The organism is Bacillus cereus group sp. MYBK108-1, from assembly GCF_051917185.1.
Lineage (GTDB): Bacteria > Bacillota > Bacilli > Bacillales > Bacillaceae_G > Bacillus_A > Bacillus_A cereus.
This window is the reverse complement of the sequence record NZ_JBQAHZ010000013.1, coordinates 94,897-112,365: the sequence shown is the minus strand read 5'-3', so window position 1 is coordinate 112,365 and position 17,469 is coordinate 94,897. Positions and strand designations below refer to the sequence as shown.

Below are 17,469 nucleotides of genomic sequence, written 5' to 3'. Positions count from 1 at the left end.
ATATGTCTGAAAAAGACTTTTCATTATTTATATGTGCACCAAGTGTTACTGGAGATTTACATCTAGGACATGCCTTGATGGCAGCTATACAGGATGCTATTGTACGTTGGAAAAGAATGCATAATTATAACGTTAATTTTTATTTTGGAACCGATGCTGCAGGATTTGCTACTGAAAAAGTAGTAGAGCGACATCTTTTAAAACAGGGAATTAAAAAGGATAATTTAACAAGAAAAGAATTCTTAAATCATATATGGGAATGGATAAGACTTTATGACAAAAGAATTTATGAGCAATTTAAAAAGATGGAGATTTCTTGTGATTGGGATAACAAACTATTTACTATGAGTCCAAAGTATTCAGAGGCAGTTTTAAAAAGCTTTATCAGATTTTATGAAGCAGGTTATATCTATAAAGGGAAGTACCCTGCTAATATTTGTCTAAACTGTGCGACATCATTGAGTGATCTTGAGGTAGATATAAATAATAAGAAAAAAATCTTAGAAATTGTATATTTTCAAGATAGTAAAGGGAAAAACATTCCTGTAGCTTATAGGGAAATTGAAGACTTATTAGAAACTAAAGGTATATTATTGGATAACTATAGAGATGTATTAAAAAATGAAACGCATCTTTATAATCCCTTAACCACGGAATGGATTCCTATCATTATAAATAAAGATTTACATGTTGTAGAACTTGGTGACGGCATGGAAAATATCGGAAATTTCGCTACGCCATTATTACCAACGAAACGAAAACTACATTTTAAACACTATAAAAATTTATTAGGGCAAGATAAGTCCGGTGAAAAGAATATTTTTTCAAAGGAATATATCTTAAATAAACTTGCAAATTTAAAAGCTTATGGTTATAAGATAGAGCGTGAGATTAATCAAGAATTTTGTAGTAAATGTTTATCAGAAGTTAGTGTAGAAATGTCAGATCAGTGGTTTTTAAAAACAGAAGAATTAGCAAATCAATTAAAAGAAAGAATACAGAATGGAGAAGTTAAGTTCTATCCTGAAAGTGGATTAAAAAAATCTTTAGAATGGCTAGATAGCATAGAAGATTGGTGCATATCTAGACAAATTGCATTAGGCCATAGAATCCCTGCCTGGAAATGCCTAGATTGCAACGAATATACTATTTCATTAAACACTATTGAAGAGTGTTCATCATGTAAAAGTACTCGAATAGAAGAAATAAAAGATGTGCTTGATACATGGTTCTCAGGTGCACATTACTTTTTTGCTAATCTTGGATGGCCAGATGACTTGGAACAACTTAACAAGAATTATCCTGTATCTCTTATTGAGACGGGTCATGATATTTTATTCTTTTGGGTTATAAGAAATATGCTTCTTAGTCTTTTTCATACCGGAAAATTACCTGCTAATAAGGTATTATTACACGGCCTTGTTTTGGACAAAAGTGGTAGTAAAATGAGTAAATCAAAAGGAAATACAATTAATGCACTAGAGGTTTTAGAGAACCCTATTTATGGACCGGATGTAATTAGATATGGATTATTAATGAATTGTGAACCTGGAAAAGATGTAATGATTGATATGGGCACTTTTGATATTGCTAAATCAGTTATTGATAAAGTTGAAAAATTAATTAACAGTGTTAATACAAATCAGAATTATGATATACAAAAAATTAAAATACATAACGATTTGTATAGGTGGATGTTTCGGGAGCAGATGAGGATATATGAGACAATGGACGATAGATTTGATAATTTTGATTTTCGAACAATTTTATATGAAATCTCGAATTTTATTAATAGAAGCTTTCTTTGGATTACTAGTATTAAGGAGAAAAATCATCAAGAGTTCTATTTTTTAGTTGGTACATTAATTACGATTTTGGAGCCAATACTGCCTAAGCTTAGTGAACAGGGAAGAAAAAAATTGGGATGGAATATATCTATAACAAATATAAAGCAAATGTATAGGGAGTATACTGATATTGTCTTCAGTATTGAGGACGTTGACTCTTTATTAAATAATTTATTACAAATAGAAGCTGTTTTTAATAAAAAAGTAGCGAGTAAAATAGAATTGGAAATAATAGGAGAAGAAGGTTCTGCGCAATTTGTAGATTTGTATAAGGATCTTATAAGAAAACAGACTAATTTTAACTCTATTAATAAAGATGATAGTGGTTATAAAATAACATTTTCTTCTTCAATAGATCAAATTATTTTTCAGTTTAATATACCTAATGAATACGGATATACATTGAAGAATTTGGACAAATATCTGCGTTCTGAAATTAGAAAAATGAATAAAGAATTAAAAGAAGTTAAAAGGTTATTAGATGATACCAATTTTATTTATAATGCTCCTCAGGACAAGGTTCAAGAAACACGTAAGAAAAAGGCTAGCTTGAAAAATAAAATTAATAGTTATACAAATACAATACAAAAAATGTATTCGTTGTATTAATGGGAATTTTCTAATAGTATAGATAGTGCGGGTGTTATCTTGTAAATATTATTGAAAGGAGTCTGTTCTATGTTTCAATCAAAGCGTATTAATTTAAGGAAGTTTACGATAGAGGATATTTCTACTTATCATAATTGGAGAAACGATATGCAAGTTATGGCATTTACCAATCCAACTTTAGATGTATATTCCTTCAATGAGACAGAGCAATTTTGTCAAAATATAATTAACAGCTCAAGTTCTAAGAGCTATATTATTGAAGAGAAAGATTCAAAAAAACCAATTGGCATCACGTCACTAATAAATATAGATCCGTATAATAGAAATGCAGAATGTATTATAGATATCGGAGACAAAGATTATTGGGGAAATGGTTTTGGATATGAAGCTCTAGAGATATTATTAAACTATGCTTTTCAAGAATTAAATTTACATCGTATATATTTACGAGTTTTCTCGTTTAATGAAAGAGCCATAAAATTATATGAAAAGCTTGGTTTTGAACATGAGGGATGTCAAAAAGAAGCAATATATCGAAATGGGAAATGGAATGATATATTATTTTTGGCAAAATTAAATAAAGGTAATTAATTATATTTGTATTAGAATTTTAACAAATGTACCGAAAGAATTCTCCTTACTCAAGCGCGTGAAGGGCGATAGCCCAATGGTAGGTAGGAGATGAAATTCGGTTTGGTATAGTCAAAAACTTTTGATAAACTAGCTATATGAAGTTCTTTGGTAACTTGATTTAGAAGATTGCAGGAAGAAAATAGAGTGCGAAAACCAATCCGCCCTGTTCCTGCATAAAATAGCAACCGTATCAAGAGAGTATCCGATTGTTGGACATCAAGGGGTGGAACGTCCCGAAGTAAACGCTCAGGGAGACCAAAGGTTACTTTCGTCATGGAAATGAGAAGCTTTCACTTCAAGTTTTGCTAAGTGGCGAGTAGTTCACCAAGAGTATATAAAATAAAGCTGAGTAAACAGTTCAGTTGGGAATATTTGAGGAAGAGCACAAATGAAAGTAGATCCCTAGCAGAATCATATTTTATGTTGGTAGTTCAAATATTAAGTAAACGAATTTTTTTAAAAAAGGGCAGACTGATATCATAAATCAATTTGTCCTTTTTTAATATATAAATTGATTTCACATGATTCATTGGAACCTTTCCGTTTTTTGGTACGTAAGAACGGCTGGACATATAAAGAATATAATTGCAAATGGGAAACAAATATTTATATCCGACATCACATTTACTAAATTTACGTTATATAACACCTCAATAATTTCATAGTTATTTACTTCATATAATATAAACGGATATTCCTCAAAATGCTAAAAGACATAGTCTGTCTCTTTAACAATAAGATACATCTTAATCAACATACAAATAATCAGACATACAATCACAAACAAAATTCGCTCAAAGTACTTCTTCTCACAATCTCTATATCTTGCATTTCTTCTATCCCCCGTCTTCTTATTTACCTTAATATTCGCATGTTTTACCATTTCTTTGACAGTGTTCCACATCACTGTTAAGCTTACAAAGTAAAAAGTAATTAACTAAATTTGGTGATTTTAAATAATTATATTAACTAATTGGATTAATAAAAATAAATAATAAGAATTAAGTTCTTTATCATAATTTGTTTTTAAAGATCGCAGATACAATTTTAATATTTTAATTCTTGAGACAAGCTTATAGGTAAATAAAAAGTTTATGTATTACTAGAATGTTCTGGGAAATTATGCTACAAATGTTGGCGGACTTAAGTTTCCTATCATATGAAACTATCAAGATAACAGGAAAGACAGAAACTCTATCAAAAGAAAAAAATTGGAACGTTTGATTGAATGACTAGTATGCTATTTTAAAGTTTAAATTAATAACAGAAAGAGAACCTCTTAATATGTTACTACTTTGTTTTTGTATTGTTGAAAATAAGAAAGGTGAAATTAATGAAAAAATATTGGCATAAGCTATCGTTGCTTCAAAAAAATGTATTACTAACGGTATTATTGATTTTGACGCTTGTTGTAAGTATGGGAGCGTTAAGTTTTAATATGTTTCAAAATAGTATGATGTCTATATTTGAGAGGCAGTCTTTTGAAACAGGTGATGCAGTATTAAATCAATTAGATCTAGAAATAGTAAGAGATGTAGCAAAAGACCCCACAGCTCAAAGAGTGAAGAAAGAAAAATTGACAGAGCAATTAGATAAATCTATAAAAGATATGAAAAGTGTTGGGCAAACATATGTTACAGGAGCCAAGCTAAATGATAAAGCTGAATTACAAATAGTAGCTTTGGATACAGAATTAGCAAATACTGTTTCTGTAAAGCCAGGTGAATACTATGAGCAGCCTACTTATTGGATGAAAACATATGATAAAGTAATGAAAACGAAACAGGCACAAATGACAGAAGTGTATGAAGATGAATTAGGGTTTTGGGTAACAATTTTAGAGCCAGTTACAGATGAAAATAAAAATATAATTGCAATTGTTGCTGCAGATTTGGACGCTTCTATTATTCCTCTTACAAAGAAACACTTTATGATACAAGGTTTACTATTTATTATAATTTCATTAACAATCGCAATTACAATTCAAATATTTATCTCACGAAACTCTCTATCGCCTTTAAAGGATTTACAAGAAGGGTTACGTAAAGTTGGTGAAGGGGATTTAAGTATTAAATTGTATGAAAGATCTGATGATATAGGGATAACTAATACCTATTTTAATAATACTATTAAAAAGTTTAATAGGATTATAGATAAAGTAAGGCAGACTGCTGAGCAGGTTTCGACATTTTCACAGGAATTATCGGTAAGTACAAAAGAGAATAGCATAGCCTTTAAAGAAATTGCAAGTGCTATTACAGGATTAAATTTAGGAGCACATTCTCATGAATATATAGTGCAAAAATGTTTAGGGATTGTTCAAGAAATGGAAAGTAAGATGAAAGAAATTAAAGGAGCTGCAAAACAAGTTGGCAATGCTTTGGAAGACATGGAACAGCATTCTGTAGAGGGAAAAGATTTGATTAAGCAAATCGTGAATCAAATGAAAAGAATCCAAGATACAGTTCAGGATGTACCTTATAGTATTTATGCATTCGAAGCACGATCTAAGGAAATTCATGAAATTCTTACTGCAATTACAACCATTTCAAATCAAACAAATTCATTAGCTTTAAATGCTTCTACTGAATCCTCATGTGCTGGAGAGATGTGGGAAGAATTTTCAGGTGTTGCGGACGAGGTACGTATATTAGCGGAAAGAACCGAGGCATCTGCAAGGGATATAGCTAAATTAATTGGTGAAACCCAGGCTGAAGCAGAGAGAGCTGTAAGATCCATACAGAAGAGTTCAAAGGAAGTAGAATTAGGAATAACACTTGTTCAAAGTAGTGGTGCATTCTTTGAAAAGATTTCAGAATCTGCACAATCTGTTACAAATCAAATTAAAGCGACTTCGAATCATTCAAGTGACATTCTAAAAAATAATCAAACTATTGTTCAGTTTATAAATAAATTATCAAACATTGCAAATACATATGTGAATAGCAGTAGTAATGTGGAGACAAGTATGAAAGAGCAAGAACTATATGTACAAGATATTGCAGAGTTAGCAAATTCTTTGAATTGGCTCTCGCAAGAGTTACAGGGGTTAATAGGGGAATTCAAAAGTAAGTAGGATAGAAGAAGGTGTAGGTATAGAGTATGACCTATACCTTTATTTATTCCCACATCAGAGATGAAAGCTTAGGTATATATGAAAAATAGCTAAACGAATAATTTTTTGCATATTTTGTTGGAAATAGAGCATGATATTACCAAATTCAACGGAGGTGTTTAAAAAATGCAAATTCGCAAAAATAATAATTCAAACGAAATCTTAATAGCAGCGGCAGCAAGTGCAGTTGAGCAAATGAAGTATGAAATTGCTCAGGAGTTTGGCGTTACACTTGGACCAGATTCAACATCACGAGCAAATGGTTCAGTAGGTGGAGAGATTACGAAACGTTTAGTTCGTATGGCGCAAGAGCAGTTATCTGGTCAATATAAAATTCACTAAAGTTAAAGGTATATCCCATTGAAGGGATATACCTTTTTAATTTGCTTTTAAAGAGAATCGTTACATTTTTATTGTTGGTTAAGTTGAGAAACTGCAAATTTAGCTGTGAAATTCATTTTCTTCATGTAAGAAGAATTTACTCCTGCTTGAAATTGAACAGAAATATTACCGTCTTTTTGTGCTTTGAATACGCGACCATATGGTGAATTAGCATTGTATGTGCCAATTACTTGATTATCTGCATCAAAGACTGTATAAGAAATTGGGAACCCGGAATTTTGTACAAAGACTGTAAGTTCGTCCCCTTTACTAAGATTAAATGATTCTTTTTGAGAAACTTCATAGGAATTCATAGAGTAATATTTTGTAACTTCTTGAATTTCTAAATTCGTAGTTGCCGCACTCGCTTTTGGTGCCTCTACTCCTGGTAAATTCATACCTGATAGTACTGCAATTCCTAGTGCCCCTGCTAAAATAACTTTTTTCATAATGCTAGTTCCTCCTTTAATATATTTTGAGATTTGAAAAGGAAGTGAAAATACCACTTCTTGAAACCATTATAGTTACAATGAGAATGATTTTCAATATGGTTTGATATGTAATTCTGCATACATAAGGTGGCGATATAAGATAATCTATCTGAGATTTAGAATATTCTTAGAAGAAGAGGAGGACAAATTTTTAAAACTATGAATGGGATTGTAGCTGTTTTTTTACATACGTTGTTTTTTTTTAGTGAATATTTCGTTGAGTTTATTTTTGTTCGTTTGCTTTAAATGAAATATTTTAATGTTGATAAAGTTGTATAAGTTGGAATTATTAAACAAAAATGAGATATTGTATGTTATGCTAAAAGAGCTACAAAGCACACCATCCTGATAATATTGTGTATATTTATCCTATGTATGTCGTTTGTATTAGAAATAAGAAGTCTCTTAAAAAGAGACTTCTTATTTTTGTATGGAGGGGTTATTACAGATGATTGATTACTATCAGATATTTTTAATTACCATGGCAGGTATTTCCTTATTTTTTTATATACAACATGCTGGAAAACCAACGAAAAGAAACAAATGGAAGTTTTTAATTATAGTATTTTTATTTTATCTTTTGAATTATTTATCCTTAAATTTGTATAGATAAATGTAGGAGGAGATACGTATTGAATTCTAAAATATAAGAAAAAGGAAGGTATAATCCTTCCTTTCATCATCCAGTATGTCCATGTGAATATTTAATAACATTTATGGTACTTTGAGAGCCTGTTGAAGAATTTGATCCAAAAGTTACTGTTACAACAATTAAGATACCCAGTAAGCTAACCGCTAATTTTTTCATTTTAATGCTCCTTTTTTAAAGTTTTTTTCACTGGCTTTACTAGCTTCATAAAAGTAATAGCTGGCTTTTTTATGATTATTTTCTTTGTAAAATTGGGTTGCTAGCTTTTCGGTATATTCATTTATATACTCATATAGTTCTTCGTGTTCAAAATAGGAAATTCCTTCTAAAACAGTTTTTTCTATATCAGTAGCACAACTATTTAGATTCATTTTTTCTAAAATCTTAAAGTGATGTATATAGCCTTCAATTCCCAATTGAGTAGAAAGCTGCAGGCCTTTTTTTATTAATTCTTGAGCAATTTGATGTTCTCCTAATTTATAATGTTCCCTAGCTTCAATAAAAACAGCTTTATAATCGCTAGGTAGCTTCTGATTAACTTCAGATAAATAACGTAATGCTACCTCGGATAAATTCTGTGTAGCATACATAAATCCTAGATTGTGACGAACAATCAAAATATTGTATTCTAAATTTTCTTTTTGGAATGTATTCATGGCCGAGATAAAGTGTTCCTCAGCTAATTCCCACTCCTTTAAATGAGTACAGGCTAATCCATATAGGTTATTACAGAAGGCAACTTTCAATTCATACCCAGGATGTTTTGAAAATATATCTTTCGCCTTCATTACATGATTAATACATAAAATCGATTTATGTGTATGACAATAGAAAATGGCCAACTCATAATGGAATTCAGCATGTTCAATCTCATCAGGAATTGTTTCTAATAGGTATTCAGCTTTATCGTAATGTATTTTTGCAAGGCTATGATTGCCGGTAACATTGGAATGAATGGCTTTAAAGAAGTGATAATAGTATGAAAGGAAATCGTCTGTAGGAGTTTTGTAAGCATCACTTTGTTTAAAGCTATCTTTAGAAATACTTAAGCTATCAATTAAATATTGATGTCTAAAATCTAGTAGTGAGTAGTATAATAATATCGTTTGATTTTCTTCTATATTATGGATTCTGTTTTCAATTTCTTGTTTAAGTAATTGAGCGGCGTCTACATGCCTAGCCCTAATTTCTTGATACCATTCATTTAATAAATGAGTTATTTGCTCGTTCCCCTGTATATGAACATTCATTGTTCAATTTCATCCTCTCCAAAAATATTATTCAGCAATTAGTATCATATCAGAATTTTCCTCTATCAAAATCTACTTAATAGCATTTATCAATATAAGGCGGAATATTCTATTAATTTATATTTATTGAGATTCAAGTAGTATGTATTATTGTAATTCCTGTAAAAATAACCTTTTTTTCATTTAAAGATTTAATCAAAATATATTTCCTCAACAGGCGAAAAGGGAACCATACCTAATTAATTAGGTATAGCGATAATAGAAAAATAGAAATAAATAATAAAGGGGAATTTGAATTGTTAGAGTTAAAAGAAAAACAAGAGAGAAAAGAAATCTTGGAAGAAGATGTAGAGGTATTAAAGGCGAAGGTACATCCAATACGGTTACAAATTGTTAATGAGTTAATGTACCATAAGACATGTAATATTACACAGTTAATAGAGATTTTAAATCTTCCGCAATCTACGGTCTCACAACATTTATCAAAATTGAGAGGGACCGTACTTCGTGCAGAAAGAAAAGGATTAGAAATGCATTATTATATTGAGAATTCTAAAGCCCGTTAAATCGTCGGAGTTTTAAATATGTAAATTGGAAATAATATCAAAATCCCTTTTGTTAAATCGGGGATTTTTTATTTTTATTAAAATTTAAATATTTATATTAAAGTAAAAAACTATTTTCTTATTATAGAAATGAGATAGAAATATCAAATAGGTCTTTATTAGTAAAAATATAGAAAAATAAGGAAAAATATGTTAATGTAATAACCGCGATATATTATTATTCGAAAAGGAGTGAGGGGAGTATATGTTAAAGAAGGGTGTAATGTTATTATTCTTTATTCTATCTATCTCGACATTTAGTATGGTAACTCACGCTGCTAATAGTTCTGAGTACGTGAATCAATCATTCTATGGGTATAAAGAACCGTCATTTACTTCAGCTAAAACAAATAGCGGATTAGAGTATGGTGGTCAAAATGTAGGGGTCGTGGAAAAAAGAGATAATGGTTGGTGGAAGATTGAAACATGGGAAGGTCCAGTTTGAATTAACTTAAATGGGGAAGAACGTGTCATGGGAGATTTCTATGCATATGATGAACCCTCTTTCTCATCAAAGGTTGCGAATGCTGGAGCGAAGTATGGAAGACAATCTTTTAGAATAGTAGATGGAACAACAGATGGTTGGCTGAAAATTAAGACGTGGGAAGGCGAAAAATGGATGAATCCTACAGCTGAACAAATTACTGTCAACAAAACAATCTATGCGTATAATGAGCCTTCATTTAATGCAACGAAAGCAAATTATGGAGCAACATTTAACCCACAAAATTGGGGAGTAGTAGAAAAAAAGAAAATGGCTGGATGAAGGTAGGTACTTATGAAGGTTATAAGTGGATCAATCCAGATGGAGAAGAAAGATTCATAAACAAATCATTCTATGCGTATAACGAAGCTTCATTTAATGCAGCAAAAGCAAACGCTGGAGCATTATATAATCCACAGAATTTTAGAGTAATAGATGGGACACCTAGTGGATGGTTAAAGGTTAAAACATGGGAAGGCGAGAAATGGATGAATCTAGATGGAGAAGAAAGATTTATAAACAAATCATTCTATGCGTATAACGAACCTTCATTTAGTTCAGCAAAAGCAAACGCTGGAGCATTGTATAGTCCACAGAATTTTAGAGTAATAGATGGGACAACTAGTGGATGGTTGAAGATTAAAACATGGGAAGGCGATAAGTGGATTAATCTAAATCAAACAGATTCTGGTTCCTCTGGAGTAATTGATTTAGCTCTAAAACAACTTGGAAAGCCGTATATTGAAGCTGGGACAGGACCAAATGGATTTGATTGTAGTGGCTTTATTTATTATGTGTTTAAAAATAATGGATATAACATTGTGAGAACAAGTGTTGCAGGATACTGGGGAATGGTTACAAAAATAAGTGATCCTCAGCCAGGAGATTTAGTATTCTTACAGAATACATATAAGCCAGGTCCTTCTCATTTAGGAATATATTTAGAAAATGGCGAATATATCCATGCAGCGGATACGACAACAGGTGTAATTAAAAGTAAGATCAACAGTCCATATACTCAGCAGCATTTCTTAGGATATGCTAGATTTTCAAAATAATTAAATTGGATTTAATGAAAAGACAGTTATCTAAGATAGCTGTTTTTTTATTTGGTGTCATTTTTGAATGAAGTTAATCAAAAGCTTTAGATAAAATTTAACAGTAAAAATATAGAAAAATAAAGTAAAATATGTTAATGTGATAATCGAAATATAAAACTATTTGAAAGGGGAGAAAAGAATATATGCTAAAAAAGGGTGTAATGTTATTATTCTTTATTCTATCTATCTCGACATTTAGTATGGTAACTCACGCTGCTAGTAGTTCTGAGTACGTGAATCAATCATTCTATGGGTATAAGGAACCATCTTTTAATTCAGCTAAAACAAATGGTGGATCAGAGTATGGTGCTCAAAATGTAGGAGTCGTGGAAAAAAGAGATAATGGTTGGTGGAAGATTGAAACATGGGAAGGTCCAGTTTGGATTAACTTGAATGGGGAAGAACGTGTCATGGGAGATTTCTATGCATATGATGAACCTTCTTTCTCATCAAAGGTTGCGAATGCTGGAGCGAAGTATGGGCGACAAACATTTAGAATAGTAGATGGAACAACAGATGGTTGGCTGAAATTTAAGACGTGGGAAGGCGACAAGTGGATGAATCCTACGGCTGAACAAATTACTGTCAACAAAACAATCTATGCGTATAATGAGCCTTCATTTAATGCAAAGAAAGCAAATTATGGAGAACCATTTAACCCACAAAATTGGGGAGTAGTAGAAAAAAAAGAAAATGGCTGGATGAAGGTAGGTACTTATGAAGGTTATAAGTGGATCAATCCAGATGGAGAAGAAAGGTTCATAAACAAATCATTCTATGCATATAACGAAGCTTCATTTAATGCAGCAAAAGCAAACGCTGGAGCATTATATAATCCACAAAATTTTAGAGTTGTGGATGGGACACCTAGTGGGTGGTTAAAGGTTAAAACATGGGAAGGCGAGAAATGGCTGAATCTAGATGGAGAAGAAAGATTCATAAACAAATCATTCTATGCGTATAATGAGCCTTCATTTAGTTCAGGAAAAGCAAACGCTGGAGCAGTATATAGTCCGCAGAATTTTAGAATAATAGATGGGACAACTAGTGGTTGGTTAAAGATTAAAACATGGGAAGGCGACAAGTGGATGAATCCGCATGAAACAGATTCGGGTTCTTCTAAATATCAAATGCCTATCCAAAATCCAAATGTTAGCTCATGGTATGGAAGTCGTTGGGGGACAGTGCATAAAGGTATTGATTTCTCAGCGGCAAAGGGTACACCAATAATGGCATCTAAATCGGGAACTGTAGAATTTGCTGGTTTTGGTGTAAGAGGTCAAGGATTTGGTGGATATGGAAATGCGGTGGTTATTAGGCATGAAGACGGACTTTGGACATTATACGGTCATATGGACTCAATTTTAACTACTGTAGGGGCACATGTACAACAAGGTCAAGTAATAGGAAAAGTAGGTAGTACAGGCGACTCTACTGGGAACCATTTGCACTTCGAAATTAAGAATCAGTATATAGGTGGACAAGTAGATCCAAAACCATATTTACCATTTTAATAAACATTAAGTTTGAATAATTAATATACGATAAGAATAATATATTTATTGCATATTTAATAAAAGGACAGTTATCTAAGGATAGCTGTTCTTTTATAATTTATCAATTCCTTACTTTAATAATATAACTAGATGGAACGCTGCTATTTAGCAGCGTTCCATCTAGTTATATTATTCCCTTTAAATTAATTATAGCTATCAGCTATTACCATAAACTCTTTTAATAATACACCGCCTTCATACACTTTAACTTTTATTTTTCCAGCACTTAAATTAGTTAATCTCCCTTTATGAGAATCAACTTCCCAATGTCCGGTTTCACCAGATAATTTATAGTAATATTCGTTACTACCTGTATTTTTATTATATTTTACAGGTAAATTATAATACTGAAATTCCTTTATTCGATAACAAACGGTATTATTTGGACATGCTTCTTTTTTAGCTAATTTACTTGTGGGTAATTGTTGGCTATTATCTGCTGCAAATACTCCAACTGATCCAGAGAATAAAATGCCTGTAGTTAATACACCGACTACTATTTTTTTGAACATATTTACATCTCCTTTGAGTTAAAAAAATTTTTAAATTAACTTGTTTTTTCTATAAATAAAACAAAAAACTAACATATTAAATTGTTAACTACTCTTAAAAACGCCTTTTTAATTTTGTGAAAGTTTCCTTTCATCATTTAAAAGCTGTAATATACCAAATAGCAATTATATTTCCATTTTTATCGAGTACTCTGCCTTCAGCTGCTCCTTCTTCATATGCTGTTACAACACCAGTTTTAGGGTTGACATAAATTTTATTTTTACTAAATAAGACATATTTGTATTGATTTCCGCTTGGCGTCATTGACCAAGGTTTCCCCACTTTAATGTGCATAAATTCACCTTGCACATCAGATACTTGATAAACCGATTTTGTTGATTCTGGATTGTTTACTGCAGCGTAAGTTTTAGTAGTAGCAAAAGTTCCTAAACCTCCAATTCCAATGGTAGCTGCTAACGCAATTCCAACAAATTTTTTTATGTGATAATACCTCCTTTTTTAATTCATACCTGTATATTAAACTGTTAGTCTTTCATGTCACTTTCATTTACCTTACAATAACCTTAAATGGATTTTTGAAAATTCTGACTGATGCGAGGGAGAGTATGAAAAAAAATATATTAATTGTTGATGATGACAAAGATATTGTTGAGCTTTTAAAGCTTTTTTTAGAAATGGAGAATTTTTTTGTTGTAGAGGCTTCAAATGGTGAAGGTGCTTTAAAGTGTCTAGAAGAAAATCATATCGATTTAGCTATTGTTGATATTATGATGCCTAAAATGGATGGTTATCAATTAATTAAAAAGATTCGTGAGACGTTACAATTCCCAATACTTATATTGTCAGCTAAATCTCAAGAAGTAGATAAAATTATAGGTTTAGGGATTGGAGCAGATGACTTCATTACAAAGCCATTTAGTGCTTTAGAAATTATAGCTAGAGTTCAAGCTCATCTTAGAAGGTCCTATGAATTTAATGATAAGGCTGTAGAAGGTAAGGAGAAGCAAATTCATATGGGTGATTTAGTATTAGATCATCATTCTTGTACACTCTATAAATCAAGCGAAACCATTACTCTCAGTGCTACGGAATATAAAATCTTAACACTTTTTATGGGGGATCCAGGGAGAATATTTACTAAAAAACAAATTTTTGAAAGTGTATGGTCTGATTATTACTGTGCAGATGATAATACAATTATGGTTCATATTAGTAGACTACGAGAAAAATTAGAGGATTCTCCTAAGAATCCAGTTTATATAAAAACAATCCGGGGGCTTGGGTATAGATTTGCTAGGAAGGAAGAACTTTATGAAAAATAAAGTTTTATATATCTTAATTAAAAATTACGTTATATTTGCACTAGCAATAGGTTTCACGGTAATAATTTTATTTATATTTTTGATGTACCAAACAGAGAAGCAACTAGGAAAGCTAAATAATTTAAAAGCAAGTGAAGTAGTGCGTGAAAACTTTGAAACTATTAATTCAGAATCAATAGAATCATTTGGTGGTTGGGTAGAAATTCTTAATGAAAATTTACAAGTTATCTATACCAAAGGGGAAAAGAAGGATCAGCTTTTATCATATTCACAAAGAGAATTTGCTACTTTATTTTTTGATAATGATAAGCTCCCTTATTATTCATCTGTAGCAACATTTGTAACGAAAAAAGGTGAAACATTATATTGCCTTGTTAAGGTCCCTAAAAAAGCAATAAAGTATGAATATACGTTTTCTGATAAAAATGAGGAATACGTATATGTTTTTTATAGGATATTTTTTTCTACAATTGTTTTATTTTTTATATTTTTCTCTATGAATGTATATATATTTAGTAGGCAAATTGCTAGGAAAATAACTAGGCCATTGGATAAGCTAGCAACTGGATTTGAGGAAATTGCTAGTGGGAAATATGATAAAAGGTTAAACTATGAAACATATTTTGAGTTAATGCAAATACAACATTCGTTTAATGTTATGTCGGAAAAACTCGATAAAATAGAGAAAGAGAAGAAGAGGTTGGAAGAAACCAAGCAGAAGATGCTTGTAGATTTGTCTCATGATTTAAGGACACCAATTACAACCGTTCAAGGTTATGTTGAAGCATTACAACTAGGGATCATTACTGAAAAAAGTGAAAGAGAAAGAACTTTGAATGTAATATATAATAAGATTCGAATCATTGCGGTATTAACTGAAGATATTTTTGAACTGTCTAAATTAGAGCATTCTGATTACCCTTTTGAAATACATCCAACTGATGTATCTGAGTTTATTCGTGAATTGCTTGTAGAATATTATGATTTATTTCAAGCGAAGCGCTTAATCCTTCAATATCAAATTCCCTTTAAAGAAGTGATTGCTCCAATTAACAACAGGTTACTATCCCGTGCTATCTCTAACATAATATCTAATGCTCTACAGTATAATACGGCAGGTACGACCGTGTTTGTTTCGTTAATTGAGGATGAAAGCAAAGTCTATATAAACATCATAGATAATGGAATTGGAATACCTGAGGATATGAAACAAAGTATTTTTGATGCATTTGTTCGAGTAGATGATTCTCGAGAAAATAATGGGGGATCAGGTCTTGGATTAACTATTGCTAAGCATATAGTAGAAAAACATGGAGGGAGTATAAATTTAGATAGTACAAAGAAAAAAACACATTTCTGTATTTCTTTACCTAAATGCAGTGTGTAAATATCTTATGAAAAGTGTTAGTAAGTTAAATGGTTGAATAAAGAGAAAACGCACGATTTAGTTCTTTTAAATTTAACTCTGGTTCATATAAAATTGTATAAACATAGCAACTTAAAATGAACTGCACCCCAATTGTTAGACTCAGTCTAACAATTGGAGGTGCAGTTTTTCTATGGCTAAATTTACAGCTGATGAAAAAATACAAATCGTTATACGTTATTTGAACGGAAATGAAAGTTATCGAGAAATGGGTAAATCGATTGGTATAAGTGACACAATTATTTTGAATTGGGTAAACCAATATAAACAGAATGGTATGGAAGCTTTTCTAAAACGATGTACAAATTACACACAACAATTTAAACTAGACGTACTAAACTTTATGATTGAAAACGGTATGTCCTTATTTGAGACGGCAGCTATCTTTAACATTCCTGCCCCTTCAACGATTTCTGTTTGGAAAAAACAGCTCGAAACACAAGGAATTGATGCCCTTCAATCTAAGAAAAAGGGGCGTCCATCCATGAAAAAAGATTCAAATAAACAAGTAAAACAAGCTTTAGCTGAAGGGTCAGTCGAAGCACTTGAAGCACGTATTCAACAGCTTGAAATGGAAAATGAGTACTTAAAAAAGTTGAATGCCTTAGTTCAAAACAAGGAAAAATCACGAAACAAGACAAGGCACAAGTAGTCTATGAATTAAGGCATAAATATTCGGTGAAGGCACTCGTGGAGCTAGCTGGTATTCCACGGAGTACGTATTATGATTTAGTAAAGAAAATGAATCGTCCGGATCAAGATGCCGATTTGAAAGCTGAAATTAAAGCAATTTATGAGGAAAATGAAGGTCGTTATGGCTACCGTCGCATTCGTGATGAGTTAACGAATCGTGATCAGAAAGTGAATCACAAGAAGGTTCAGCGCATTATGAAAGAGCTTGGATTAAAGTGTGTTGTGCGTATGAGGAAATATAAATCCTATAAAGGGAAAGTCGGTAAAATTGCACCTAATATTTTAGAGCGTAATTTTTATACAGATGCCCCGAATCAAAAATGGGTAACGGACATCACAGAGTTTAAATTGTTTGGAGAGAAACTGTATGTATCACCTGTATTAGACTTGTATAATGGTGAAATTATTACCTATACAATTGGTTCTAGACCGACGTATTCACTTGTTTCAGAGATGTTAGAGAAAGCATTAGAACGCTTACCTGAAAATCACCAGCTACTAATGCATTCGGATCAAGGATGGCATTATCAAATGAGACAATACGTCCGTACACTTGGATCAAGGGGTATCGTACAGAGTATGTCTCGAAAAGGAAACTGTTACGACAACGCAGTAATAGAGAATTTCTTTGGGATTATGAAGTCGGAGTTCCTCTACATAAAAGAATTTGAAAGTGTAGAGCATTTTAAAATAGAATTAGAAAAATATATAGATTATTATAATACGAAACGGATTAAGGCAAAATTAAAAATGAGTCCGGTACAATACCGAACTCATTTTTATCAAGCTGCCTAA

The 17,469-nt window shown here is 31.5% G+C and carries 15 protein-coding genes and 1 pseudogene; 11 read left to right on the top strand and 5 right to left on the bottom strand.

The annotated features are described in order from the left end of the window. The first annotated feature begins 2 nt into the window (after positions 1-2). The 4 genes from ACTFSL_RS18440 to ACTFSL_RS18425 all read left to right on the top strand — a co-directional run bounded on the left by ACTFSL_RS18440 (position 3) and on the right by ACTFSL_RS18425 (position 6,546). Entirely contained in the window at positions 3-2,456 is a 2,454-nt protein-coding gene (locus ACTFSL_RS18440; RefSeq protein ID WP_088339008.1) for a class I tRNA ligase family protein, read from the top strand. 69 nt (positions 2,457-2,525) lie between these two features. Next, the gene (locus ACTFSL_RS18435; RefSeq protein WP_088339007.1) at positions 2,526-3,047 is read left to right on the top strand and encodes a GNAT family N-acetyltransferase; all 522 of its coding nucleotides are present in this window, start codon (positions 2,526-2,528) and stop codon (positions 3,045-3,047) included. Positions 3,048-4,422: 1,375 nt separating this feature from the next. Continuing rightward, complete coding sequence (locus tag ACTFSL_RS18430; protein ID WP_088339006.1) at positions 4,423-6,165, top strand: methyl-accepting chemotaxis protein; 1,743 nt, start codon at positions 4,423-4,425, stop codon at positions 6,163-6,165. Between the two features lie 165 nt (positions 6,166-6,330). After that, positions 6,331-6,546, top strand: coding sequence for a small, acid-soluble spore protein, alpha/beta type (locus ACTFSL_RS18425; RefSeq protein ID WP_088339005.1), 216 nt, complete (start codon positions 6,331-6,333; stop codon positions 6,544-6,546). A 68-nt stretch (positions 6,547-6,614) separates the two neighbouring features. Here ACTFSL_RS18425 and ACTFSL_RS18420 read toward each other — a convergent pair whose 3' ends face one another. The 3 genes from ACTFSL_RS18420 to ACTFSL_RS18410 form a co-directional block, all read right to left on the bottom strand. Continuing rightward, positions 6,615-7,034 carry a hypothetical protein gene (locus tag ACTFSL_RS18420; protein WP_061654680.1) on the bottom strand — a complete coding sequence of 140 codons (420 nt, stop codon included), beginning with the start codon at positions 7,032-7,034 and terminating at the stop codon, positions 6,615-6,617. Positions 7,035-7,755: 721 nt separating this feature from the next. Beyond that, positions 7,756-7,884 carry a hypothetical protein gene (locus ACTFSL_RS18415; protein WP_000732002.1) on the bottom strand — a complete coding sequence of 43 codons (129 nt, stop codon included), beginning with the start codon at positions 7,882-7,884 and terminating at the stop codon, positions 7,756-7,758. Further along, entirely contained in the window at positions 7,881-8,975 is a 1,095-nt protein-coding gene (locus ACTFSL_RS18410; RefSeq protein ID WP_088339004.1) for a Rap family tetratricopeptide repeat protein, read from the bottom strand. The genes ACTFSL_RS18415 and ACTFSL_RS18410 overlap by 4 nt, the downstream gene beginning before the upstream one ends. A 296-nt stretch (positions 8,976-9,271) precedes the next feature. On the opposite strand from ACTFSL_RS18410, the gene ACTFSL_RS18405 reads away from it, so the two are divergent. From ACTFSL_RS18405 to ACTFSL_RS18390, 4 genes and pseudogenes are all read left to right on the top strand, one after another. Further along, complete coding sequence (locus tag ACTFSL_RS18405; protein ID WP_088339003.1) at positions 9,272-9,541, top strand: ArsR/SmtB family transcription factor; 270 nt, start codon at positions 9,272-9,274, stop codon at positions 9,539-9,541. Between the two features lie 244 nt (positions 9,542-9,785). Further along, positions 9,786-10,025, top strand: coding sequence for a hypothetical protein (locus tag ACTFSL_RS18400; protein WP_420685941.1), 240 nt, complete (start codon positions 9,786-9,788; stop codon positions 10,023-10,025). A gap of 27 nt (positions 10,026-10,052) precedes the next feature. Continuing rightward, positions 10,053-11,122: pseudogene (locus tag ACTFSL_RS18395) on the top strand (C40 family peptidase). Between the two features lie 185 nt (positions 11,123-11,307). Continuing rightward, the gene (locus tag ACTFSL_RS18390; protein WP_098481328.1) at positions 11,308-12,678 is read left to right on the top strand and encodes a M23 family metallopeptidase; all 1,371 of its coding nucleotides are present in this window, start codon (positions 11,308-11,310) and stop codon (positions 12,676-12,678) included. A gap of 185 nt (positions 12,679-12,863) precedes the next feature. On the opposite strand, the gene ACTFSL_RS18385 is transcribed toward ACTFSL_RS18390, so the two are convergent. Continuing rightward, positions 12,864-13,232 (bottom strand): hypothetical protein, encoded by a 369-nt coding sequence (locus ACTFSL_RS18385; RefSeq protein ID WP_000473547.1) that lies wholly within the window; start codon positions 13,230-13,232, stop codon positions 12,864-12,866. Positions 13,233-13,365: 133 nt separating this feature from the next. After that, a complete protein-coding gene (locus ACTFSL_RS18380; protein WP_256942726.1) occupies positions 13,366-13,566 on the bottom strand; it encodes a hypothetical protein in 201 nt (66 codons plus the stop codon). A gap of 272 nt (positions 13,567-13,838) precedes the next feature. On the opposite strand from ACTFSL_RS18380, the gene ACTFSL_RS18375 reads away from it, so the two are divergent. From ACTFSL_RS18375 to ACTFSL_RS18365, 3 genes are all read left to right on the top strand, one after another. Then, the gene (locus ACTFSL_RS18375) at positions 13,839-14,555 is read left to right on the top strand and encodes a response regulator transcription factor (protein ID WP_088338232.1); all 717 of its coding nucleotides are present in this window, start codon (positions 13,839-13,841) and stop codon (positions 14,553-14,555) included. Beyond that, on the top strand, positions 14,545-15,942 hold the full coding sequence (locus ACTFSL_RS18370) for a sensor histidine kinase (protein WP_088338231.1): 1,398 nt from the start codon (positions 14,545-14,547) through the stop codon (positions 15,940-15,942). The genes ACTFSL_RS18375 and ACTFSL_RS18370 overlap by 11 nt, the downstream gene beginning before the upstream one ends. A 172-nt stretch (positions 15,943-16,114) precedes the next feature. Next, a protein-coding gene (locus ACTFSL_RS18365; protein WP_088338230.1) for an IS3-like element ISBce19 family transposase occupies positions 16,115-17,469 on the top strand; the annotation gives its coding sequence in 2 pieces (ribosomal slippage) (positions 16,115-16,568 and positions 16,568-17,469; 1,356 coding nt in all).